We start from the raw sequence: 22,594 nt of genomic DNA on the forward strand, positions 1-22,594 counted from the left end.
TAGATTGCTTGTGCATACGCTTTCCTTCGGCCGAAGGGCGACGGCCTGCTGCGGGCACGCGTTGCTACCGGCCTCGCCATGCGAGGCCGGTAGCAACGCGTGCCCGCCATCGAGGGGGACCAGGGGGCATCATGCCCCCCGGCGGGGTTCGGGGCAGCGCCCCGATCTTCCCTCTTCGCCTACATGTTGCCGAGCGCCGCCTTGAAGCGGGCCATGCGCGCCGGGGGTTCCTTGATCTCGGCCACGCGGGCGAGGCTGGCCAGCTCGGTGATGCGGTCCTGGGGCGCGGGGTGGGTCTTGGCGAAGTCCGCGCCGCCGGGTTTGAGCTGCTTTTGCATCTCGGCCAGCATGTCGGGCAGGCCGGCCGTGTCGTAGCCGGTGCGGGCGAGGATGGCGACGGCGGTCTTGTCGGCCTGATATTCCAGGGTGCGCGAGTAGCCGCTATTGACCATGGTGGTCATGATGTCGCCGATGGAGTCGGCGAAGATGTTGGTCAGGCGGGCGAGGTCCGCGCCGCCGGCGTGCTTGATGGCCTCGCCGCCGATGATGGCCAGGGCCTCGGTGGTGCGGGCGCGCTTGATGGAGCGCAGGGCGTCCTTGCCCTGGACGTGGGCGATCTCGTGGGCCAGCACGGCGGCCAGGGCGTTTTCCCCGGCGCAGCAGCGCAGCATGCCGCGCGTGATGAACACGAGCCCGCCCGGGGCGGCGAAGGCGTTGATCTCGGCCGAGTCCAGGATGAGGAAATGGTAGCCGCCGTAGGTCTGCGGCATGTCCGAGAACATGGCCAGGGCCTGGCCCACCTCGTTGACGTAAGCGTTGGCCTTGGCGTTGTTGAGGGGCTGGTACTTGGCCAGCACCGACGCGCCCACGGCCCGGCCGATGTAGTATTCCTGCTCCGGGGTGAAGTCCTCGGCCGCCTTGGCCACGGCCGACGCGCCCTTGACGGCCGAAGCGGCGTAGTCGCCCACGGGCGCGCCGCCCACGCTGCCGAGGGAGCCGAGCACGCGCGAGACCGCGTCGGGGTTGTTGCAGCCGTAAAGGACCAGCCCGGCCGCCAGCAGGCCGAACAGGGAGAGGAGGAAGCGCGGCTTCATTTCGCGCCTCCCTTGGGCGTCACCCCGCCCTGGCTCAGGAAGGCCAGAAGCTGGGCCGGGTCGTACTTGATGCGTTCCATGGCGTCCACGGCCGCGAAGTTGCCGCCGTGGCTGCGGCGGTAGTCGGCCTCGACCTCGGCGGAAAAGCCCTTTCCGGCCAGGGCCATCTCCTTGCCGGACACGCTGCCGGTCGTGCCCTGGCCGCCGGACAGGGCCAGCTTGGCGGCGGTCAGGGCCGAACGGTGCATCCAGCCGGACACCCCGCCGGGCGCGGTCACCTTGAACCAGTCGCCCTGCTCCTCGGCCACGTCCACGCTCTGGCCGTAGGCGGCCTTGCCCACGATTTTGCCGAGAAAGGACGGCGTTTCGCGCACCTGCCCGTCGCGCACCGCGACGCTCATGACCTTGGCGGCCACGGCCACGGCGCAGACGAGACAAAGGGCCAGGGCGAAAGCCATGGCCGGTTTTCGCATTCTCACGGCGATCTCCTTCGCGGCGCTTTCGCGCCGGATGCGGCCCGCGCCCCGCAGGCAGGCGGGCACGGCCGTGGGTCTGACGACAATTCGTCAATCCTCCATGTCAGCGCGAGACGGTCACATGGGCCAGCTTCTCGAAATAGCGGATGATGCCGCCGTGGTCGTCTTCGCCGCAGCCATCGGCCAGCATGGCCTGCATCACTTCCATGACCGAGGCCGTAAACGGCAGCGGCACATGCAAATTGTTGGCCGTTTGCAAGACGTTGGCCAGGTCCTTGACGTGCAGGCGGATGCGGAACCCCGGGTCGAACTTGCGGTCCATGACCAGCGGGGCCTTGGCGTCGAGCACCGTGCTGCCGGCCAGCCCGCCGCGGATGGCCTGGTAGACCATCTCCGGCTCCACCCCGGCCTTGGCCGCCAGCACCAGGGCCTCGGACATGGCCGCGATGTTGAGGGCCACCACGACCTGGTTGGCCAGCTTGGCCACGTTGCCGGCCCCGACCTCGCCCACCCGGACCACCGAGGCGGCCATGGCGGACAGCACGGGCTTCACGGCTTCGAAGTCCGCCGCATCGCCGCCGACCATGACGGACAGGGTGCCGTCGATGGCCTTGGGCTCGCCGCCGCTGACCGGCGCGTCCAGGAAGCGTGCCCCGGCCCCGGCCAGGGCGGCCCCGATCTCCCGGCTGGCCAGGGGGGCGATGGAGCTCATGTCCACCACGTAGAGCCCGGGCGTTACGCCATGGATGATGCCGTTCTCGCCGAGCGCCACCTCGCGCACCTGCGGCGAGTCCGGCACCATGGTGATGACCAGTTCGCTTTCCCGGGCCACGTCCGCCGGCGTGGGGGCGTAGGCCGCGCCATGGGCGGTCACCGCCTCGACGTTGGCCGCGGTGCGGCTGAAGACGGTCAGTTCGTAGCCGGCCCTAAGCAGGTTGCGGCACATGGGCTTGCCCATGATGCCAAGGCCGATGAAGCCGATTTTTTTCATGTGATGTCTCCTGGGATATGCCTTCGGCGACCAGGGCTCCGCCCTGGACCCGCCGGGGGGGATCAGCCCCCCCGGGCCCCCCGGTGGGGGGTTATAACGTCAGGCCCATTGCCGGAATCCAGGTCAACGAGGCCAGGGTATCGGGCGCGGGCACGTATTCCAGGCCCACGAAGCCGTCGTAGCCCAGGCGGTCCAGCTCGGCGAAGAGGAAGGGATAGTTGATCTCGCCGGTGCCGGGCTGATGGCGGCCGGGGTTGTCCGCGACCTGGATGTGGCCGATGCGGGCCAGGTTGGCGGCGATGGTGGCGACGAGCTCCCCTTCCTCGCGCTGGGCGTGGTAGACGTCGTACTGCATGGCCGCGTTGGGGCGACGCACGGAATCGAGCAGGGCCATGACCTGCGCCGTGCGGTTGAGCATGAACCCCGGCATGTCGCAGCGGTTGATGGCCTCGACCACGAGGGTCAGGCCCTTGGCGGCCAGGGCGTCGGCGGCGAAGCTCACGTTGGCCACCAGCGTCTCCAGGGCAGCCCGGGGCGAGACGCCTTCCGGGAGTTTGCCGGCCAGGCAGTTGAGACGCGCCACGCCGAGGGCCTCGGCGTATTCCAGCCCCCGGGCCACGCCGTCGCGAAATTCCGCCTCGCGGCCAGGCAGGCCGGCGATGCCCCGCTCCCCGGCGGCCCAGTCGCCGCAGGGCAGGTTGAAGAGCACCTGCGTCAGGCCGTTGTCGTCCAAAAGCCCGCGCAGTTCCTCGGCCGGGTAATCGTAGGGGAACAGATACTCGACATACCGAAAGCCGGCCTTCTTCGCGGCGGCGAAGCGGTCCGGAAAAAGCAGTTCCGTGAAGAGCATGGTCACATTGGCGGCAAGTCGCGGCATGGAGAACTCCTTATGATACGGCTTGGGGAGGCTCGGGCGCGGATTGCGCCCTGGCGGCGGCGGCCGGGTCGAAGCAGGGCGCGCCGGAGAGGAAGCAGGCCACCATGGCCTCGACGCTTTCCTCGCTCACCATGAGCATGTCCGTCTGGCGGGTGAATTGCAGCAGCCGCCCCATGTGGGCGAGCTTTTCCTCGATCAGCGGGGCCGGCACCTTCTGGAACCGCCCCGAAACCCTGTCCTTGGCCGATTCCACGGCGAAGCCCAGGGCTTCCAGGATGCGGCCGATAGCCCTGGCCCGGCGGGCGCGCTTGACGTCGTCGGCCGCGCCGCCGGCAAAGGAGAAGGTGATGTAGTTCTTGTTGACCGTGGCGCCGCAGTAGCAGTCGAGCACGCCGTAATGGTAGCCCACGCGGGAACTGAAATTCAAGTACTTGTCCGAGACGATGGCATAGGACTTGTCGCCGAAGCGGTCGCTGCCGGCCTTGGGCTGGGCGATGAGCTGCTCGGACATGACCGAGAGAAAGCCCCCCAGGTTGACGGGCCGCACCGCCAGGGCCTCCTCGGTCAGGACCAGCCCCTTGAGCAGGGCCAGAAACGGCCGCGAGGCGATGTCCCCGGGAGCGACCCGCCGCTTGCGGCCCGCCTCCTCGCGCAGACCGCCGCCGAGGTCGATGATGTGCAGGTCCAGGCCCGTGGGCGCGTCGAGCACCGTGGTCACGCCCTGCTGGCCCGAGGCCAGGTCGCTGACCGCGAACATCTCGCCGTAGGACCATTCGTGCAAAAGCCGCGTGACGTCGTGCAGGCTCGTGCAGCTTTCGGGCGTAAAGGACGGGGATTTGGGGTCGAGCAGGGTGAGCGGCACCACCCGCCTGGCCGCCTCGGCCAGGATGGCGTGGATCTGCGTGCCGGCCATGAAGGGCTCGACCTCGTCGTCCTGGCGCAGCAGGCTTTCCACCCGCCCCCGGTAGACCCTGGCCGTGGCGGCGTCCACGGTGACGACCTCGCCCTGGGCGAACCTTCGGGTGGCCCCTTCGAGCCCGAGGAGCGTGGGCACGCCGAATTCCCGCGACAGCGAGGCCATGTGCCCGGTGACGCTGCCGTGGTCCGTGACGATGGCCGCCGCCCGCTTCATGGCCACCATGAACTGGGGGTCGCTGTGCGGGGCCACCAGCACCGCGCCCTGGGGAAAGGCTTCCAGGTCGTCGCTGCCGAGCACCAGGTGCACCGGCCCGGCTCCCGCGCCGGAACAGGCCCCCTGCCCGCCCTCGGCGAGGATCTCCGCCCCGGGCACCGGCGGGCCGCCGGCCAGGCAGGCGCCGTCGGCAAGGGCCGTCAACTGGCGCGACTGGAGGACCAAAAGCTCGCCCTTGGCGTCCATGGCCCATTCCATGTCCTGGGGCCGGCCGAAATGGCGTTCGAGGAACATGCCCCAGGCCCCCAGACGACGGGCCGCCGCGTCGTCGAGGCAGGGCTTTGCGCGCATGTGCTCGGGCACGGGCACGTCCGTGAGCCCGCCCGTGGGCGAGGGCACCAGCATGCGGGGCTTCTCCGCGGTCTCGCGCCGGGTCACGGCCAGGCTTCCCCGGTCCAGGAGCACGGCGTCCGGGGTGACGACCCCGTCCACGGCGTAGGGGCCGAGCCCCCAGACGGCGTTTATGAGCAGTTCGTCGCGGCAGGGATCTTCCGGCAGGCGGGTGTAGAGCACGCCGGCGGCCCGCGACGGCACCAGGCGCAGGCAGGCGGCGGCCATGGCCACGTCGTCGTCGGGGATGCCCTTGAGGAGCCGGTAGGACATGGCCCGTGGGGTGTAGAGGCTGGCGATGACGAACTTGTAGGCGCTGACGATGCGGTCCGGGGCGACGTTGAGCATGGTCAGGTACTGGCCGGCGAAGGACAGTTCGCCGTCCTCGCCGATGGCGCTCGAGCGCACGGCGAAGCGGGCCGCGTCGCCGTCGTCGCCGGCGCTCTCCCCGGCGGCGGCCTCAAGCTCCCGGGCGAGGTCCTCCGGCAGAGGGGCGCGCAGGATGGCCGCCTGGATGTCCTCGGCGGCGGCGGCCATGGAAGCCGGGTCGTCCGGGGCGATGCCGAGACGGATGCTGGCTATGGCCTCGAACAGGCCCGCCTGCTCGAAAAAGGAGCGGAAGGCGGCGGTGGTGACGCAAAAGCCCCCGGGCACGGGCAGACCCACCCGGTTGGCCACCTCGCCCAGGTTGGCGCACTTGCCGCCCACCTGGTCGACCATCTCGGCCGTGACCTCGGACAGGCGCAGCACGGGCTTGCCCAGATGGGGGGCGGCCCGGCCTTCCAGGACGCCCTTGATTTCCGCCGAAAGCCGCTCGACCAGCGCCAGAAGCACGGGCTGGGGCCGGGCCGAGAGGCGCTCGAAGCTCCGTATCATGCGGATGGCGTGGAACACGGCCCGGCTGGTGCGCGAGCGGATAAACGCCATGCCGAAGACCTCGCGGCCGTCGAGCATGACCTCCATCTCGGAAAAAATTTTGAGCAGCTCGGTGTTCGACTCGAGCAACGACTGGAATTCGTTGTATTTGTTTCGGAATATCGCCGCCGTTTCCTCCCGCCCCACGGATGGGGAACGTCGCCGAAAACCCGAAAACAAGCCGCGAAGCCCCTCAAGCACCGTGCCCATGGCACCCTCCGGAGGCGGCGCGGGCAGGCCCCCGGCCGCGATACGGCGCGCATTCCCTTTTGCCCCGGGCCATGTTCGCCTGTATGCTGGCCCCGCCCCCACGGGCCGGCCGCAGCCGCGCCGGGGGGGCAAGGGAGGCACGCATGGGGGCCAATCTCGCCATAGTCACGCTCGTCCTCGTCTTCGCCGTGGTCGTCGGCGTCGTCCTCGGCCGCAAGCTGCGCCGCAAATGACGTTTTCGCGGTCCGGCGTCATCGCCCGTCCCCGGCGGTGAGGCCCGCGTCGAGGCCCAGGCTCTGGGCCAGTTCGCCCAGGATGTCCAGGGCTTCGGCAAAGGCGAACCGTTCCACGGCCCGGGCCAGGGGCTCCAGTTGCGTCGGCTGGGGCCGGCCGGCCAGGTCCCGGCGCAGGACGCGCAGTTCCTCGTCGGCCTGGATGCTGCCGGCGCGCAGGCGTGCGGCCAGGCGGCGACAGGTCGCGGCCGGAGCCGTTTCGGCGTCGGGGGCGCGCCTGGGCCCGCCGCGCCGTGCGGCCGTCCCGGCCGGCGAGGCGGCGTCGCGCTCGCGCAGGACCTCTGCGATGGAGCGCAACAGGGCCTCGCGTTCGAAGGATTTGGCCAGGCAGGCGTTCATGCCCGCCGCCAGGCAGCGGTCGCGCTCGGCGTCCGCGTCGTGGGAGGTCAGGGCCACGATGGGGATGTCGCCCGGGCACGGCGGATTGGCGCTGGCCGCGAGCAACCCCCGGATGACCCGGCTGGCCGTGACCCCGTCCATCTCCGGCATCTCGATGTCCATGAGGATGCAGTCGAAGGGCCGGCCGGCGGCCTTTTCCCCGAAAAGGACACGACAGGCCTCCTTGCCGTTTTTGGCCAGGGCCACCTCGTGGCCGGCCTCGCGCAGGATCTGGGAAAAGATCGCCCGGTTGAGCTTGGCGTCGTCCACGAGCAGGATGTTCAGGCACCCCTCCTCGCGACAGGCCGGAGCCGGGGCCGCAGGCGCGGCCAGCCCCCTGGCGTCGGCCACGGCGGCGGCCAGGGCCGCGGCGTAGGCGTCGAGGCGCTCCCCTTCCGGCGGGCTTCCCCGCCCCAGGGCGGCCTCGATCTCGCGCGCGGCCTCGGCCAGGGCGTCGGCGGCGATGTTGCCGGCCACCCCCTTCACCGTGTGGGCCAGCCGCCTGGCCGCGTCGAGGTCCCCGGCCCGGACGCGCCCCATGATCTCGTCCGCGCTTGCGGCGTAATCCCTGGCGAATTCCGCCGCGATGCTGGAAAGCAGGGCCTCGTTGCCGCCAAGGCGCGCCAGGGCCTTGGCCAAGTCGATGCCGGACGGGGTTCCCGCCGCAGACACGGAAGGCGCGGGGGGCGCGGCCGCAGCCACCCTGGCCGGCATGACCGGGACCACCGGCACGATCCATTGCCCCAGGGCGGCCAGCAGGCGGGCCGGCTCGATGGGCTTGGTCAGGTAGTCGTTCATGCCGGCCGCCAGGCAGCGGTCGCGGTCCTCGGCCAGGGCGTGGGCGGTCAGGGCGATGATGGGCAGGTCCTCGCCGCCGGGCTGGGCGCGGATGGCCCGCGTGGCGGCCAGGCCGTCCATGACCGGCATCTGCACGTCCATGAGCACGGCGTCGTAGAGGACCCGGCCGGTCATGTCCACGGCCTCGCGGCCGTGTCCGGCCACATCCACGGCCGCGCCCAGGCGGACGAGGATCTCCCGGGCCACCTGCTGGTTGATGGCGTTGTCCTCCACGAGCAGGATGAGCGTGCCGGCCAGGGGGGCGGCAGAGGCCTCCCGGACGACCGGCGGCTCCGGTTCGGGCGTCGGCGCGTCCTCGGCCGCCGCGGGCGCGTCCTGGTGAAGGTCCTCGTCGAATGTGGCTTCGAAGGAAAAGGACGTGCCCCGGCCGGGCGTGCTGGCCACCTCCAGCTCGCCGCCAAGCAGGGCCGCGCCGCGCTGGACCAGGGCCAGCCCCAGCCCCGTGCCGCCGTAGGGGCGCGACAGGGAGCCGTCGCCCTGGGTGAAGGATTCGAGCATGCCGGGGATGGCCTCGCGGTCCATGCCGATGCCCGTGTCGCGCACGGAAAGCGCCAGGCGCGCCTTGCCCCCGCGCCGCCAGCGCAGCTCCACGCACAGGTCCACCCGGCCGTTTTCCGTGAACTTGACCGCGTTGCCGACCAGATGGCCGAGCACTCCTTCCAGGCGGGCGCTGTCGCCGACCAGGGCGACCGGAGCGCGGGGATCGAGGTGGGTGGCCAGGACCAGGCCGCGCCTCTGGGCGGCGGCGGCGAAGCGTCCGGTCACCCGGCCGAGCGTCTCGGCCAGATCGAAGGGGGACGGGGCCAGGGCGGCCAGCCCCTTTTCCAGGCGGGCGAAGTCCGTGATGTCGTCCACGACGCCGAGCAGCCCCCGGGCCGAGGCCAGGATCTTATCCAGGTAATCCACGGAGCGCGGGTCGGCGGCCAGGGGCAGGGCCAGATTGGCCAGGCCGATGATGGCCGAAAGGGGCGTGCGCAGCTCGTGGGTCATGCGGGCCATGAAGTCGGCCTTGGCCTGGTTGGCCGCGCGCGCCTCGGCCGTGAGCCGCTCGATGGTGGCCCGGGCCGCCGCGAGGGAATCGGAAAAGGGCTCGTCCTGCCCCGTCGCGGCGGCCCGGGCCGATGCGTCGATGGCGTCGTGTTCCATGCAGACTCCGCAAAACCCAGGCCAGGGCCTGGGCTCCCGTTTTTTGCCGCTTTTCGTCAGCACTGACCATTTCCCCGACAATCGTCAAGGCGGCCGTTGGACAAGGCGGGCCCGAGCCGCTAAGAAGCAAGGCCATACGCGGGAGCCCCCATGTTCGCCGATACGGAAACCGTCCTGTCCTTCACCCTGACCGCCGCCGCCTGCCTGGCGGGGGCCGTGGTGGACATGCGCTCCCGGCGCATCCCCAACCTGGTCACGTTTCCGGCCATGGCCGCCCTGCTGGCCGTGCACGGCGTCTTCTCCGGCCTCTCCGGCCTGGGCGACGCCGCCCTGGGCCTGGCCGGCTGCTTCGTGGTCTTTCTCATCCCCCATGTCTTCGGCCTGCTCGGCGCGGGCGACGTCAAGCTCCTGGCCGTGGTCGGAGCGGGGCTCGGCAGCCGGGCCGTGATCACGGTGGCGCTTTTCACGAGCATCGCCGGCGGGGCGCAGTTTCTGCTCTGGATGGCCTGGGGACGTTATTTCGGCAACGGCGGCCTGCCCGGCCTGCGGCTGTGCTACGGCCCGGCCATCGCCCTCGGGGCGCTGGCCGCCATGGCCCTGCGCCTGGCCGGGGAACCCTACCTCTCCTTCGTCCTGCCCCGTTTTTAAGGCCCGCCCGAGGACGCCAGCCATGCCGGATTCCGCCGCCGAGATCGCCTCCCGCCGCCGCTTCCTGGCCGGCGCGGGGAGCGCTCTGGTCCTTCTGGGAGCGTTTTGGCTCATCGCCGCCAGCTGCGGCACGCCCGAGCGCGGCTCGCGCCTTTACGACCAGGGCCGCCTGGAGGAGGCCCGGCCGCTGCTCGCCGCCGCGGCCGCGCGCGGCTCGGTCCCCTCGTCCTACCGCCTGGGGCTCGTGCTGGAATCGGCCGGCGACGGCCCCCCGGATTTGCGCCGGGCCCTGGCCCTTTTCCGCCACGCGGCCGGTGGAAACAACGTCCCGGCCATGACCCGGGCCGGCGACCTGGAACGCCGCTTCGGCGACCCGGCCGCGGCGGCCCGTTTCTACCGACAGGCCGCCGCGCGCGGCGACGTCCCGGCCATGGCCCGGCTCGGGGCCATGCTCTTCGCCGGCGCGGGCATCGCGGCCGACCAGGACGAGGCCCTCGCGCTCCTGCGCCGGGCGGCCGGGGCCGGCAACGCCCGGGCGGCCACGACTCTGGGCCAGGCCCTGCTCACCCTGATCGCGGCCGGCGACCCGCGCGGCGGCGATCCGGCCCAGGCCGCCGCGCTTTTCGCCACCGCCGGCGAGGCCGGCGAACCCGAGGCCCTCTCCCGCCTGGCCGACCTGTACGCCGCCGGCCAGGGCGTCCCCCGCGACACGGCCAAGGCGGCGGCCCTGCGCCGCCGTGCGGCCGAGGCCGGCTACGCCCCGGCGGCCTACGCCCTGGGCCTGGACTACCTGTCCGGCCAGGGGGTCGGGGCCTATCCCCTGGAGGCGGCCCGCCTGTTCGAGCGCGCGGCCGAGGGCGGCCACGTCCCGGCCATGCTCAAGCTGGCGGACATGTATTACGCGGGCCTGGGCGTCTTTCGCGACCCGCGCCGGGCCATGGCCCTGTACGACGCCGCCGGCGCGGCCAGCGACGAGGCCGCCGCGACGCTGTGCCGCCTGTTCGCCGCCGGCCCGGAGGAACGCCGCGACGCCGCCCGGGCGGTGCGCTTCTGCGCCAAGGCGGCCACGGCCGGCGACGCCGCCTCGGCCGCCCTGCTCGGCCTCGGCATGGTGCGCGGCCGGCTGCCGGGGGACCTGGCCACGGGCACGGCCCTTCTTTCGCGGGCCGCCTGGGCCGGCGATGCGCAGGCCATGTACGCCATGGCCCTGCTCCACCTGGCCGGCAAGGGCGTGGCCGGCAACCCAGCCGAGGCCTTCCGCTGGTGCCGGCTGGCGGCCGAGGCCGGCCTGCCCGAAGCCAAGACGCTCCTGGCCGCCCTGTCCGAGGAGGAGTTCCCCAGCGCCGCCAACCTGGCCAAGGCCATGGACTTCTATCGCGAGGCGGCCGAGGCCGGCGACGCCCGGGCCGGCTTCGCCCTGGGCTCGCTGCTGTCCAAGGGCCTGGCCGGGCCGCCGGACTTCGCCGAGGCGCGCAAGTGGTACGCCAAGGCGGCCGAGGCCGGCGACGCCCGGGCGCAGTTCAACCTGGGACTCATGTACCTGACCGGCAAGGGCGGCCCCGTGGACGAGGCCAAGGCCCTGGCCCTCATGCGCGAGGCGGCCAGGCGCGGCGACCCGCAAGCCCGGTCCAACGTGGCCAGCATGACCCTGACCGGGCGCGGCACGGCCGTCGACCCCCGGGAGGCCTTCCGCTGGTACCGGCTGGCCGCCGGCCAGGGCTATCCGCAAGCCCAGGCCATGCTGGCAGGCTTTTTCTACGAGGGCCGCGTGGTGCCGCGCGATTTCGAGTCCGCCCTGTTCTGGCTCACCCTGGCCAGCGCCAGCCCGGGCAACGACCCGCTGCTCGTCCGCGCCGGCAAGGCCAAGGCCGTGCTGGAAAAGCGACTCACCCCGGACCAGATCGACCGGGTGCGGGAGCGCCTGGCCGCCTTCAGCCCGGCCCCCTTCGATCCGGCGGCCGAAGAAGCCCTGGTCGCCGGCATCAAATTCCTGCCGCCGAGCGCCCGGGGCCCGGGATTCCCCGACCCCTCCGGCTCCCGGTCCCAGGCCGTGGCCCCGCCGCCGGCGTCCGAGGCCGATCCCAAGGCGCTCTTCTGACGCCGAGCCGGCCGCGAGACCCTGCCCTTTTTCCCCTCCCCCCTTGCAAAGCCCGCCTCCGCCCTCTACTGTGGCGGCCGTATCCGTTCAAACCGCTGCATACGCCGCCCACGGCAAGGAGGTCCCCATGAAACGCCTGCTGTTCGTCTGGCTGTGTCTCGCCTGCCTGCTTTCCACCGCCTCCCTGGCCCCGGCCCAGGACAAGGGCTCCAAGGACGAAGCCGTGGCCATGGTGCAAAAGGCCATGGCCGCCATCAAGGCCGACGGCCGGGAGAAGGCCTTCGCCGCCATCAACGACCCCAACGGCCCCTTCCGCGACCGCGACCTCTATGTCGTGGTCTACGACCTTTCGGGCAAGTGCCTGGCCCACGGGGCCAATCCCAAGCAGATCGGCAAGGACCTCATGGAACTGCGCGACCCGGACGGCAAGTTCTTCGTCAAGGAGCGGGTGGAGCTGGCCAAGACCAAGGACAGCTTCTGGCAGGACTACAAGTTCCTCAACCCGGCCAACAAGCTCATCGAGCCCAAGTCGATGTACATGGAGAAGACGGACGGCCTGCTCATCGGCTGCGGCGTCTACAAATAGGACGGCTTCCCCGCCGCGCACGCTCCCCCAAACCCTCCCGGGAGGCCGCTATGAACGGCTTGCGCATAGGAACGCGGATCATCGGCGCGTTCCTCGTGGTTTCCGCCATCGCCCTGGCCGTCGGCGTCGTCGGCTACGACGGGCTGCGCCAGACTTCCACGTCCATGGAGGACATCGTCCAGAACCGCCTGCCGGCCATCCCGGCGCTGCTTCGCGTGGGCACGGCCCTGCGGGAGATCATCGTCGCCCAGCGCACCCTGCTCGTGCCCGGCATCGACGGGGCCTTCGCCGCCGAACAGACGGCCATCGTGCAAAAGGCCAGGGAAACCATCCGCGCCTCCCTGGAGGCGATCGCGGCCTCGCCCAAGTCCGCCGGGGAAAAGGCCCGCATCGACGCCCTGATCGCCGTGCTCCAGAAGACCCGGCAGGCCAACGACGCCCTGTTCGCCAAAATCCGCGAATGGGAAACGGACAAGTCCGACGTGCTGGCCACCATGGACGTGCTGGCCACCACCTCGGACATGCGGGCGGTGCACAAGGAAAGCCTGGACGCCCTGGACGCCGCCATCGAGGCCACGGTGGCCGCCTCCGGCGAGGTTTTCCGCCGGGCCGAGGCCACGGCCCGGGCCGACACGCGCAACATCGTCATCGGCATGGCCCTGGGCGCGCTGCTGGCCCTGGCTTTCGGCCTGGGGCTCACGCGCCTGATCACCCGGCCCCTGGCGGCCGTGGTCGCCTACGCCGACGACGTCAGCCGGGGCCAGCTCGACCAGAGCCTCGACGTGCGCTGCGTGGGCGAACTCTGCCAACTCGCGGGAGCCCTTTCCCGCATGGTGGCCGAACTCAAGCGGCTGCTGGCCGAGGCCCGGGACAAAGGCGCGCAAGCCGCCCACGAAACCCAGAAAGCACGGGAAGCGACCCAGGCCGCCGAAACGGCCCGGACGCAAGCCGCCGAAGCCACCCGGCAGGGCATCGCCCAGGCGGCCTCGGAAATCGAACAAGTGGTGCACATCCTCACCTCGGCCTCGGAGGAGCTCTCGACCCAGATCGAGCTGACGAGCCAGGGCATGAACAAACAGTCCCGAAGCCTGGCCGGCACGGCCCGGGCCATGGACGACATGTCGCGCACCATCGCCGGTGTGGCCCAAAACGCCGGAGAGGCCGCGACCACGGCCCAGGACGCCCGCGACAAGGCCCAGGACGGCCAGGGCGTGGTGGGCACGGTGGTGGACGGCATCGGGCAAGCCCAGCACATGGCGCTCGGGCTGAAAAAGGACATGGCGGCCCTGGGCGGACAAGCCGAGGGCATCGGCCGGGTCATCGGCGTCATCAGCGAAATCGCCGACCAGACCAACCTCCTGGCCTTAAACGCCGCCATCGAGGCGGCCAGGGCCGGCGAGGCCGGCCGCGGCTTCGCCGTGGTGGCCGACGAGGTTCGGAAACTGGCCGAAAAGACCATGAGCGCCACCTCGGAGGTCAACGTGGCCATCGCCGACATCCAGCAAGGGGTCCGGGTGGCCATCGAGGGCGTGGACCGGGCGGCGGGGGCCATCGCCGCCTCCACTGCCCAGGCCAACACCGCGCGCGGGGCCCTGGCCGCCATCGTGGACCTCATCGGCAGCACGTCCGGGCAGGTGGCCTCCATCGCCGACGCCTCCCAGCGGGAGGCCCGGGAAGGCCAGGAGATCGACCGGTCCATCCAGGACGTCACGGCCATCGCCGCCGAGACGGCCCAGGCCATGGGCCAGGCCACCCAGGCCGTGGCCGACCTGGCCCGCCAGGCCCACGTGCTGCAGCAGCTCGTGGTGGACATGCAGCGACAGGGATAGCCCGGGCGCGGCCTTGCCGCCGCGCCCAGGCCGAGGCATGCTCGGCCCATGGACGCCGCCCTCCTCCCGGTCCCGGCTTTCCGGCGCTACGTCGGCATCGATTATTCCGGCGCGGCCGCGCCCGAAACGTCCCTGCCCGGCCTGCGGGCCTTCGTCGCTTGCCGGGACGCGCCGCCGACGGAGGCGCGCCCGCCCGGAAGTCCCCGCCGGCACTGGTCCCGGGCCGGCCTGGCCGACTGGCTCATGCGCCTGCTGGCCGAGGGCGTCCCGACCCTGGTCGGCATCGACCACGGCTTTTCCTTTCCCCGGGCCTATTTCGAAAAATACGGCCTGGCCCCGGACTGGCCGGCCTTTCTGGACGATTTCGCGGCCCACTGGCCCACGGACGCGCCGGGGGCGCGGGTGGAGGACGTACGCCGGGGCCTGACCGGCCGGGGCGCGGCGCGCGGCGGCGACGCGCGCTGGCGGCGGCTTTGCGAGGCGCGCACGGGCCGGGCCAAGTCGGTCTTTCATTTCGACGTGCCCGGGTCCGTGGCCAAGTCCACCTTCGCCGGCCTGCCCTGGCTGCGCCGCCTGCGGCGCGGGCTCGGCCGGGGGGTCCATTTCTGGCCCTACGACGGCTGGGACGTGCCGCCGGGCGTCTCGGCGCTGGCCGAGGCCTACCCGTCCCTGTGGCGGGAAGCGTTCCCGCGCCGGCCCGGCCACACGCCCGACCAGCACGACGCCTGCTGCGCCGCCGCCTGGCTGCGCCGGGCCGACCTCTCGGGCGCGCTGCCGCAATATCTCACGCCGCGCCTTTCTCCCGAGGAACTGGCCGTGGCGGCCGTCGAAGGCTGGATTCTCGGCGTCGCCCCTGTCTGAAAATTCAGGAATTGTCGGCCAGGGCCAGCCGGATGCCGAGCAGGATGAAAAGCCCGCCCACACCCCGGGCGCACAGCGTGCGCCATTTCCCCGTCCGGACGAAGCCCGCCGCCACCCGGGCCGTGGACCAGGCCAGGAGCAGGTTGCAGGCCGTGCCCGTGCCGTTGAGCAGCAAGCCCAGGCACAGGAAGGCCCAGGGCTTGTCCAGCGCGGCCGGGTCGACGAACTGGGGCAGGAAGGCCAGGAAGAAAAGCGCCACCTTGGGGTTGAGGGCGTTGGTGAAAAAGCCCTGCACGTAGATGCCGCGCGCGCTGGCCGGGGCGGGCGCGGCGGCCGGCGCGTCGCCGGATTTCCTGCCCCGGGGCGCGATCATGGCCAGGCCCGAATAGACGAGGTAGGCCGCGCCCGCGAACTTGACCACGGTGAACGCCGTGGCCGAGGCGGCCAGCACGGCGGAAAGGCCCACGGCGGCGGCCAGGATGTGGACGAAGCAGCCCGTGCCGATGCCGAGGGCCGCGACCATGCCGCCGCGCGCGCCGTGGCTGGCGCTGCGGCGCATGACGTAGAGCACGTCCGGCCCCGGGGCCAGGTTGAAGAGGATGCCCGAAACGACGAAAAGCCCCAGGTCGTGGATGCCGAACATGAAAAACCCCGTCGCCCGCCCCCGGCGGGCGCCCGCTACCAGCCGCCGAAGCGCGGCCACTCGGCGACGACCGCCCCGGCGGCGTCGATGACATGGTACCGGTCATGCTGGGCCGCCGTGGCGCAGGCATGGCTCGGCAGAATCCGCAGCCGCGTTCCGATGGGAAAATCCGGCCCGCCCCATGGCCCGGCCCCAGGCCCCGTCACGAGGCCGTGCTCCTGGTTCAGGGCCGTGACCGTGAGCCCGGGCAACAGCCGGCCCGAGGCGTCGCAGACCAGGCCGAAGCCCCGGTCCACGGCCTGGGTCGCCGTGCCCCGGTCGCTGGAAAGGGCCGTCCAGCCCGCGTCGACGATGACGCGGCCCTTTTCCCGGTTGCGCCCGATGACCGTGGCCAGCACGGAAAGGGCGATGTCCTCCAGGCCGCACACGCCGATGCCGGCCTGGACGAGGTCGAAAAAGACGAAGGCCCCGGCCCGCACCTCGGTCACGCCTTCGAAACTCTTGGCGAAATGCGCCGTCGGCGTCGAGCCGACACTGACCACCGGGCAGGCCTGGCCCGCCTGGCGCAAAACGTCCGCCGCCAGCACGACGCTTCGGCGCTCGTTTTCCGCCGCCGCTTCCAGCGCCGCCCGGCCCCGCGCCTCGTAGCTCTCGCCGGCGTGGGTCAGCACGCCGCCGAGGCGGCCGCCGGGCGTCAGGGCCCGGGCGATGGCAGCAAGCAGGTCCGCGTCCCCGGGCCTCACCCCCGAACGGTGGCCGTCGCAGTCGATTTCGACCAGCGCCGGGACGGGGTCGGCCGGGTCGCCGGCCGCGGCCACGGCCCGCGCCTGCTCCACGCTGTCGAGGAGCACGGCGATGTCCGTGCCGCGCCGCCGCAGGACCGTCACGCGCTCCAGCTTGTCCGGGGCGATGCCCACGGCGTAGGTGAGCCGCGTGATCCCGCCGGCGGCCGCCGCCTCGGCCTCGCCGAGCGTCGCCACCGTGGCCGGGCCGTGCGGGCCGGTCATGAGCCGCCGGGCCACCTCCAGGCAGCGAGCCGTCTTGAGGTGGGGGGAAAACCCCACGCCCGCCGTCCGCAGCCGCCCGCGCAGCCGGTCGATGTTTCGCCCCATGCGCGCCTCGTCGAGCAGCAGGCAGGGCGTGGGCAGGGCGCGCAGGTCGGGGGGGATCGGCAATACATGCATGGTCGTGCGTTCCTTGCAGCCGGGACTTCCGGCCGGGCGTCTCCTGTATAAGCCCGGGGCCGGGCAGCGTCAAAAGCCTCCCGATGTCGCGGGCCGCAAGACAAAAAGGGAAGGCAGGCGGGCCGGTTTCCCCCAGGGAACCGAGGCGCAGGGCACGTCGCAGCGCCCGGCGCGCCCGTGCCCGCCTCGTCGGAACCGGCCGAAAACGCGCCGATTCCTGATCCGAAAAACAGACTTTGACAGGGAGGCCGGCGAAGCGTATCAGCCGTTCCATTCGGACCGGGTGTTCCGATTTACGGAACGGGCGTTACGCTTTTTCAGCCCACTGGATGGCTTTGTGGACAAAAAAGGGAAAAATGCCGAATCCAAAGCCAAGGGCCTGGCCATCCTGGAGCTCCTCGGCGTCGAGGATTCGGGCTACACGCTCAAGGAAATCGCCGACCGCATCGGCGGCAGCAAGACCTCGGCCCACCGCTACGCCAGCATGCTGTGCGACCAAGGCTACCTGGCCCGCTCCCCGCGCTCGGGCCTGTACCGCCTGGGCGTGCGCACCCTCTCCCTGGCCCTGACCATCATCGAACACAGCGAACTCGTGAGCCTGGTCAAGCCTTTGGCGGACGAAGCGGCCGAGCGCCACGGCGTGCACGTGGACGTCGGCCTTCTGGAAAACGACGCCATCTATCTGATCTACCGCCACGATTCGCCCGACACCCGGGCGTTTCGCTCCTTCAGCTATTCCTCGGCCCTGCACTACCTGGCCGCGGGCAAGGCGGCCATGGCCTATCTCGAGCCCGACGTCCTGGCCGAACTGGCCGACCGCCTCGACCTGGTGGCCAAGACCAGCCGCACCATCACCGAGCCGGCCGCCCTGCTGGCCGAACTGGAAACGGTGCGGGAACTGGGGTATGCACGCAACAACGAAGAGTCCCTGCCCGGGCTCATCGCCATCGGCGCGCCGCTTTTTTCCCTGCGCACCGGGGCCGTGGTCGGGGCCGTCAGTTTCGATTCGTCCACCGCGACGTATTCCATGAAGGAGTTCGAGGACCAGTTCTCCGGCTATCTGGTGGAGCTGGCCAAGAAAATGTCGGCCGTGGTTTCGCTGTGAGCGAAGAGGCGTAGGGAACCATCGGGAAGAACCATCAACGTGGAGGGAGACTCATGCGCAAGCTGCTACTGCTGAGCCTGGCCGTGGTGCTGGGCCTGGCCAACCTGGCCTTTGCCGCCGACGACACCGTCAAGATCGGCGTGTTTTTGCCCCTGACCGGCCAGAACGCCTTCGGCGGCCAGCTCGAGCTCGAGGGCGTGCAGATGGCCAACAAGGAGGCCCCGACCATCCTCGGCAAGAAGGTCGAGTTGTTCGTCGTGGACAACAAATCCGACAAGGTCGAGGCGGCCAACGCCGTGCAGCGCCTCATCGAGAAGGAGAAGGTCCAGGCCATCATCGGCACCTACGGCTCCTCCCTGGCCATGGCCGGCGGCGAAGTCTCGGAAAAGGCCCACATTCCCCAGGTCGGCACCAGCTGCACCAACCCGCTGGTGACCCAGGGCAAGAAGTACATCTTCCGCGTGTGCTTCATCGACCCCTACCAGGGCGCCGGCGCGGCCACCTACGCCTTCAAGACCCTGGGGCTTAAAAAGGCCGCCATGCTCGTCGACGTGGCCAGCGACTATTCCGTGGGCCTGGCCAAGTACTTCGAGCGCTCCTTCACCAAGCTCGGCGGCCAGATGGTCGGCACGCTCAACTACCAGTCCGGCGACCAGGACTTCACCGCCCAGCTGACCAAGATCATCTCCGAGAAGCCCGACGTCCTTTTCATCCCCTCCTACTTCGCCGAGGGCGCCATCATCATGAAGCAGGCGGCCGAACTGGGCGCGACCTTCAAGATCATGGGCGGCGACGCCATGGACAACCCCAAGATCACCGACATCGGAGGCAAGGCGGTCGAGGGCTTCACCCACACCACCTTCCCCTATGACCCGTCCATGAAGAACATGAGCGCCATGGCCAAGAAGTTCACCGACGACTGGCGCGCCGCCTATCCCGGCAAGGAGCCCAACGTGAACTCCGCCCTGGGCTACGACGCCTACATGATCATCCTCGACGCCATCAAGCGCGCCGGCAAGGCCGATCCCGAAGCCATCACCAAGGCCCTGGCCGAGACCAAGGCCTTCGAGGGCGTGACCGGCAAGACCGCCATCAACGCCACCCACGACGCCGAAAAGCCCGTGGGCCTGGTCGTGATAAAAGACGGCAAGAAGGTCTACGAAGGCGAAATCGTTCCGGAACTCTAGAGCATTCGCGTGCGTTTCCGGCGCGACCCCATGTTTCGGGGCCGCGCCGGAGACCTCCCGGCCGCCCGGCGAAACGGCGGGCCACAGCGCGACAAGGACGTCTCATGAACCTGGCCACGTTCATCCAGAATATTCTCAATAGCCTGACGCTCGGCAGCCTCTACGCCCTGGTGGCCATCGGCTACACCATGGTCTACGGCATCCTGCGCCTGATCAACTTCGCCCACAGCGAAATCTTCATGCTCGGGGCCTATTTCGTCTTCTGGGGCATCACCCTCGTCCATCTGCCCTGGCCCGTGGCCATGGTGCTCGCCATCCTCGTCACCGCCAGCCTCGGCGTGCTGGTGGACCAGGTGGCCTACAGGCCCCTGCGCGACGCCCCGCGCATCTCGGCGCTTATAAGCTCCATCGGCGTCTCCTTTTTCCTGCAAAACGTGGCCATCGTCTTCTTCCAGGCCATCCCGCGCGAGGTCTACCGCCCGGCCTGGCTGGAAGACCCCATCCTCGTCCACGGGGTGCGCGTGCTGCCGCTGACGCTTTTCGTGCCCCTGCTTTCCCTCGTCCTGATGCTGCTGCTCGTCTACATCGTCTACCGCACCAAGACCGGCCTTGGCATGCGCGCCATCAGCAAGGACATCGAGACGAGCTACCTCATGGGCGTGCCCGTCAACCGCGTCATCGCCGTCACCTTCGGCATCGGCTCGGCCCTGGCCGCGGCCAGCGGCATCATGTGGGCGCTGCGCTACCCGCAGCTCCAGCCCATCATGGGCACCATCCCCGGCTTCAAGGCCTTCATCGCCGCCGTGTTCGGCGGCATCGGCTCCATCCAGGGCGCGGTCATCGGCGGGCTCACCCTGGGATTCATCGAGATCATGACCGTGGCCTTCTTTCCGGATCTGGCCGGGTATCGGGACGCCTTCGCCTTCGTGCTGCTCATCCTCGTCCTGATGGTCAAACCGACCGGACTGCTGGGCGAAAGACCGGAGGACAAAGTCTGATGCGACGCGGCCGCACCATCCTGCTCAACGTCCTGGCCATCGGAGTCTTCGGCCTGCTTCTGCATCTGGCCGAAGGGTACTGCAACGGGTACCAGCTCCAGATCCTCAACCTCATCGCCATAAACATCATTCTGGCCCTGTCCCTGAACCTCATCTACGGCTTCACGGGACTCTTCAGCCTGGGCCACGCCGGTTTCATGGCCATCGGGGCCTACGTCTGCTCCATCCTCATCATGACCCCGGACCAGAAGGACATGCTGTTCCTGCTCCAGCCGGCCTACGACTGGGTGCAGACGGCCCACGCCCCCTTCTTCGCGGCCGTGCTGGCCGGCGGCGCGGTGGCGGCGATCTTCGGGGCCGTCGTCGGCATTCCGCTCCTGCGCCTGGGCGACGACTACCTCGGCATCGCCACCCTGGGCTTCGCCGAGATCATCCGGGTCGTGGCCAACAACGTCCCGCGCCTGACCAACGGGGCGCTGGGATTCAAGGGCATTCCGGCCTACGCCGACCTGTGGTGGAACTTCGGCTGGGCGCTGGTCGCGCTCTACGTCATCGTGCGCCTGCTCCAGAGCAACACCGGCAACGTGCTCAAGGCCATCCGCGACAACGAGATCGCGGCCAAGGCCATGGGCGTGGACGTCTTCCGCTACAAGCTGCTCTCCTTCACCGTGGGCTCGTTCTTCGCCGGCGTGGGCGGCGCGCTGCTGGCGAGCCTGCTCACCACCATCGACCCCAAGATGTTCCTGTTCACCCTGACCTTCAACGTGCTCATGATCGTGGTGGCCGGGGGCCTGGGGTCGCTGACCGGCTCTGTGCTGGCCGGGATCGGCATCACCGTGCTGCTCGAATGGCTGCGCGTCGTGGAAAACCCGGTGGACCTCCTGGGCTTTTCCCTGCCGGGCATCCCGGGCATGCGCATGGTGGTCTTCTCCCTGGCGCTTATCGTCATCATCCTCTTTCGCCGCGAAGGGCTCATGGGCATGCGCGAGCTGACCTGGCGCTCCCTGGCCGGCGTCTTTTCCCGGGGGAAAGCCTGATGCCAACGACGCAAACGACGCCCGCCGACGACGTGATCCTGGAGACCCGCGAGCTGACCATGCGCTTCGGCGGCCTGCTCGCCGTGGCCGACTTCTCGGCCTCCTTCCCGCGCGGCAGCATCACCGGGCTCATCGGCCCCAACGGCGCAGGCAAGACCACCTGCTTCAACATGATCACGGGCTTCTACCGCCCGACCTCGGGCGAGGTGCTCTTCGAGGGCGTCCCCATCGCCGGCCTGCCCGCCCACAAGGTCTGCCGGGCCGGCATCGCCCGGACCTTCCAGAACATCCGCCTTTTCAACAACGAGACCGTGCTCGAAAACGTCATGATCGGCCGGCATCTGCGCCAGAAGACCAGCTGGCTGCAAACCCTCGTCTTCACGCCGGCGTCCGAGCGCGAAAATCGCCGGGACCAGGCGCGCTGCCTGGAGCTCCTCGACGCGGTGGGTCTGGCCGACCTGGCCGGGGAAAAGGCCTCGAGCCTGCCCTACGGAGCCCAGCGCCGCCTGGAGATCGCCCGGGCCCTGGCCACGGAGCCGCGCTTCCTGCTCCTCGACGAGCCGGCCGCCGGCATGAACCCCCAGGAATCCGAGGACCTCATGGGCTTCGTGCGCGCCATCCGCCAGGCCTTCGGCCTCACCATTCTGCTCATCGAGCACGACATGAAGGTGGTCATGGGCATCTGCGAACACCTCTGGGTGCTGGACTACGGGCAGACCATCGCCTCCGGCCCGCCCGAGGCCATCCGGTCCGACCCCAAGGTCATCACGGCCTACCTCGGCGAGGAGCACGCCCATGCTTGAGATCCGCGACCTCCACGTCGCCTACGGCGGCATCAAGGCCGTCAAGGGCATCTCCATCGACGTCCCCACCGGCGAGATCGTCACCCTCATCGGGGCCAACGGCGCCGGCAAGACCAGCACCCTGCGGGCCATCTCCGGCCTGTGCAAGAACCGCAAGGGAACCATCGTCTGGAACGGCAAGGACATCACGAACGCCGACCCCGTGGCCATCGTCAAGGCCGGCATCGTCATGTCCCCCGAAGGCCGGCGCATCTTCCCCCACCTGACCGTGCTCGAAAACCTGGAACTCGGGGCCTACAGCCGCGACGACAAGGCCGGCATCGCCAAGGACATGGCCTGGGTCATGGAAATGTTCCCGCGCCTGAGCGAACGGCGCGCCCAGAAAGGCGGCACCCTCTCCGGCGGCGAACAGCAGATGCTGGCCGTCGGCCGGGCGCTCATGAGCGCCCCGGCCCTGGTCATGCTCGACGAGCCCAGCCTGGGACTGGCCCCGCTGCTCGTGCGCGAAGTCTTCGACATCATCGAGGCCATCAACGACAAGGGCATGACCGTGCTGCTCGTCGAACAAAACGCCCACGCCGCCCTTAAAATCGCCCACAAGGCCTACGTGCTCGAAACCGGACGCGTCACCCTGTCCGGCACTGGCGCGGAACTCATCGCCGACGAACGCGTGCGGGCCGCGTATTTGGGTGGATAGGGGCGGGAAAGGCGAAGAGGGAAGATGCCTCCGGCGGCCGGGAGGGGGTGACCCCCTCCCGGACCCTCCCCGACGGGTGCGGGTGGGGAGGCGGTCGGAAACGTCGGGCGGCGGGACTTCGGTGGTGGTGGTCGGGGAAATGGGCCGGCCCCGCAGGC

Annotated in this window: 19 protein-coding genes; 11 read left to right on the forward strand and 8 right to left on the reverse strand. The window is 70.4% G+C overall.

Annotated elements, in window-relative coordinates; genetic code table 11:
* Positions 1-179: 179 nt before the first annotated feature.
* From Q1K70_RS16055 to Q1K70_RS16080, 6 genes are all read right to left on the reverse strand, one after another.
* Positions 180-1,094, reverse strand: a complete 915-nt coding sequence (locus Q1K70_RS16055; RefSeq protein WP_300161562.1) for a M48 family metallopeptidase — start codon at positions 1,092-1,094, stop codon at positions 180-182.
* Entirely contained in the window at positions 1,091-1,567 is a 477-nt protein-coding gene (locus tag Q1K70_RS16060; RefSeq protein ID WP_300161596.1) for an SH3 domain-containing protein, read from the reverse strand. The genes Q1K70_RS16055 and Q1K70_RS16060 overlap by 4 nt, the downstream gene beginning before the upstream one ends.
* Before the next feature lie 106 nt (positions 1,568-1,673).
* Positions 1,674-2,561, reverse strand: a complete 888-nt coding sequence (garR, locus tag Q1K70_RS16065; protein ID WP_300161564.1) for a 2-hydroxy-3-oxopropionate reductase — start codon at positions 2,559-2,561, stop codon at positions 1,674-1,676.
* 91 nt (positions 2,562-2,652) lie between these two features.
* Positions 2,653-3,438, reverse strand: coding sequence for a hydroxypyruvate isomerase (hyi, locus tag Q1K70_RS16070; RefSeq protein WP_300161566.1), 786 nt, complete (start codon positions 3,436-3,438; stop codon positions 2,653-2,655).
* 10 nt (positions 3,439-3,448) lie between these two features.
* A complete protein-coding gene (locus Q1K70_RS16075) occupies positions 3,449-5,965 on the reverse strand; it encodes a PEP/pyruvate-binding domain-containing protein (RefSeq protein ID WP_366521718.1) in 2,517 nt (838 codons plus the stop codon).
* A 371-nt stretch (positions 5,966-6,336) separates the two neighbouring features.
* On the reverse strand, positions 6,337-8,760 hold the full coding sequence (locus Q1K70_RS16080) for a response regulator (protein WP_300161570.1): 2,424 nt from the start codon (positions 8,758-8,760) through the stop codon (positions 6,337-6,339).
* A gap of 150 nt (positions 8,761-8,910) precedes the next feature.
* On the opposite strand from Q1K70_RS16080, the gene Q1K70_RS16085 reads away from it, so the two are divergent.
* From Q1K70_RS16085 to Q1K70_RS16105, 5 genes are all read left to right on the forward strand, one after another.
* Positions 8,911-9,408, forward strand: coding sequence for an A24 family peptidase (locus tag Q1K70_RS16085; RefSeq protein WP_300161572.1), 498 nt, complete (start codon positions 8,911-8,913; stop codon positions 9,406-9,408).
* Positions 9,409-9,430: 22 nt separating this feature from the next.
* On the forward strand, positions 9,431-11,506 hold the full coding sequence (locus Q1K70_RS16090; RefSeq protein ID WP_300161574.1) for a hypothetical protein: 2,076 nt from the start codon (positions 9,431-9,433) through the stop codon (positions 11,504-11,506).
* Between the two features lie 127 nt (positions 11,507-11,633).
* On the forward strand, positions 11,634-12,092 hold the full coding sequence (locus Q1K70_RS16095; RefSeq protein ID WP_300161576.1) for a cache domain-containing protein: 459 nt from the start codon (positions 11,634-11,636) through the stop codon (positions 12,090-12,092).
* A 50-nt stretch (positions 12,093-12,142) separates the two neighbouring features.
* On the forward strand, positions 12,143-13,921 hold the full coding sequence (locus tag Q1K70_RS16100; protein WP_300161578.1) for a methyl-accepting chemotaxis protein: 1,779 nt from the start codon (positions 12,143-12,145) through the stop codon (positions 13,919-13,921).
* Between the two features lie 48 nt (positions 13,922-13,969).
* Positions 13,970-14,782, forward strand: coding sequence for a hypothetical protein (locus Q1K70_RS16105; protein ID WP_300161580.1), 813 nt, complete (start codon positions 13,970-13,972; stop codon positions 14,780-14,782).
* Between the two features lie 4 nt (positions 14,783-14,786).
* Here Q1K70_RS16105 and Q1K70_RS16110 read toward each other — a convergent pair whose 3' ends face one another.
* The gene (locus Q1K70_RS16110) at positions 14,787-15,425 is read right to left on the reverse strand and encodes a LysE family translocator (RefSeq protein WP_300161581.1); all 639 of its coding nucleotides are present in this window, start codon (positions 15,423-15,425) and stop codon (positions 14,787-14,789) included.
* 35 nt (positions 15,426-15,460) lie between these two features.
* The gene (locus Q1K70_RS16115; RefSeq protein WP_300161583.1) at positions 15,461-16,609 is read right to left on the reverse strand and encodes an alanine racemase; all 1,149 of its coding nucleotides are present in this window, start codon (positions 16,607-16,609) and stop codon (positions 15,461-15,463) included.
* Positions 16,610-16,946: 337 nt separating this feature from the next.
* Between Q1K70_RS16115 and Q1K70_RS16120 the strand changes: the two genes are divergently transcribed.
* The 6 genes from Q1K70_RS16120 (at position 16,947) to Q1K70_RS16145 (ending at position 22,436) form a co-directional block, all read left to right on the forward strand.
* Positions 16,947-17,714, forward strand: coding sequence for an IclR family transcriptional regulator (locus Q1K70_RS16120; protein ID WP_300161585.1), 768 nt, complete (start codon positions 16,947-16,949; stop codon positions 17,712-17,714).
* A 53-nt stretch (positions 17,715-17,767) separates the two neighbouring features.
* Positions 17,768-18,901: an ABC transporter substrate-binding protein gene (locus Q1K70_RS16125; protein ID WP_300161587.1), complete on the forward strand. Its 1,134-nt coding sequence runs from the start codon at positions 17,768-17,770 to the stop codon at positions 18,899-18,901.
* Between the two features lie 104 nt (positions 18,902-19,005).
* Positions 19,006-19,899 carry a branched-chain amino acid ABC transporter permease gene (locus Q1K70_RS16130; protein ID WP_300161588.1) on the forward strand — a complete coding sequence of 298 codons (894 nt, stop codon included), beginning with the start codon at positions 19,006-19,008 and terminating at the stop codon, positions 19,897-19,899.
* Complete coding sequence (locus tag Q1K70_RS16135; RefSeq protein WP_300161590.1) at positions 19,899-20,936, forward strand: branched-chain amino acid ABC transporter permease; 1,038 nt, start codon at positions 19,899-19,901, stop codon at positions 20,934-20,936. The genes Q1K70_RS16130 and Q1K70_RS16135 overlap by 1 nt, the downstream gene beginning before the upstream one ends.
* Positions 20,936-21,739 (forward strand): ABC transporter ATP-binding protein, encoded by an 804-nt coding sequence (locus Q1K70_RS16140; RefSeq protein WP_300161592.1) that lies wholly within the window; start codon positions 20,936-20,938, stop codon positions 21,737-21,739. Before Q1K70_RS16135 ends, Q1K70_RS16140 begins: the two co-directional genes overlap by 1 nt.
* Positions 21,732-22,436, forward strand: coding sequence for an ABC transporter ATP-binding protein (locus Q1K70_RS16145; RefSeq protein WP_300161594.1), 705 nt, complete (start codon positions 21,732-21,734; stop codon positions 22,434-22,436). The genes Q1K70_RS16140 and Q1K70_RS16145 overlap by 8 nt, the downstream gene beginning before the upstream one ends.
* Positions 22,437-22,594 lie beyond the last annotated feature (158 nt).

Origin of the sequence: Solidesulfovibrio sp. (assembly GCF_029978005.1) — a bacterium.
Lineage (GTDB): Bacteria > Desulfobacterota > Desulfovibrionia > Desulfovibrionales > Desulfovibrionaceae > Solidesulfovibrio.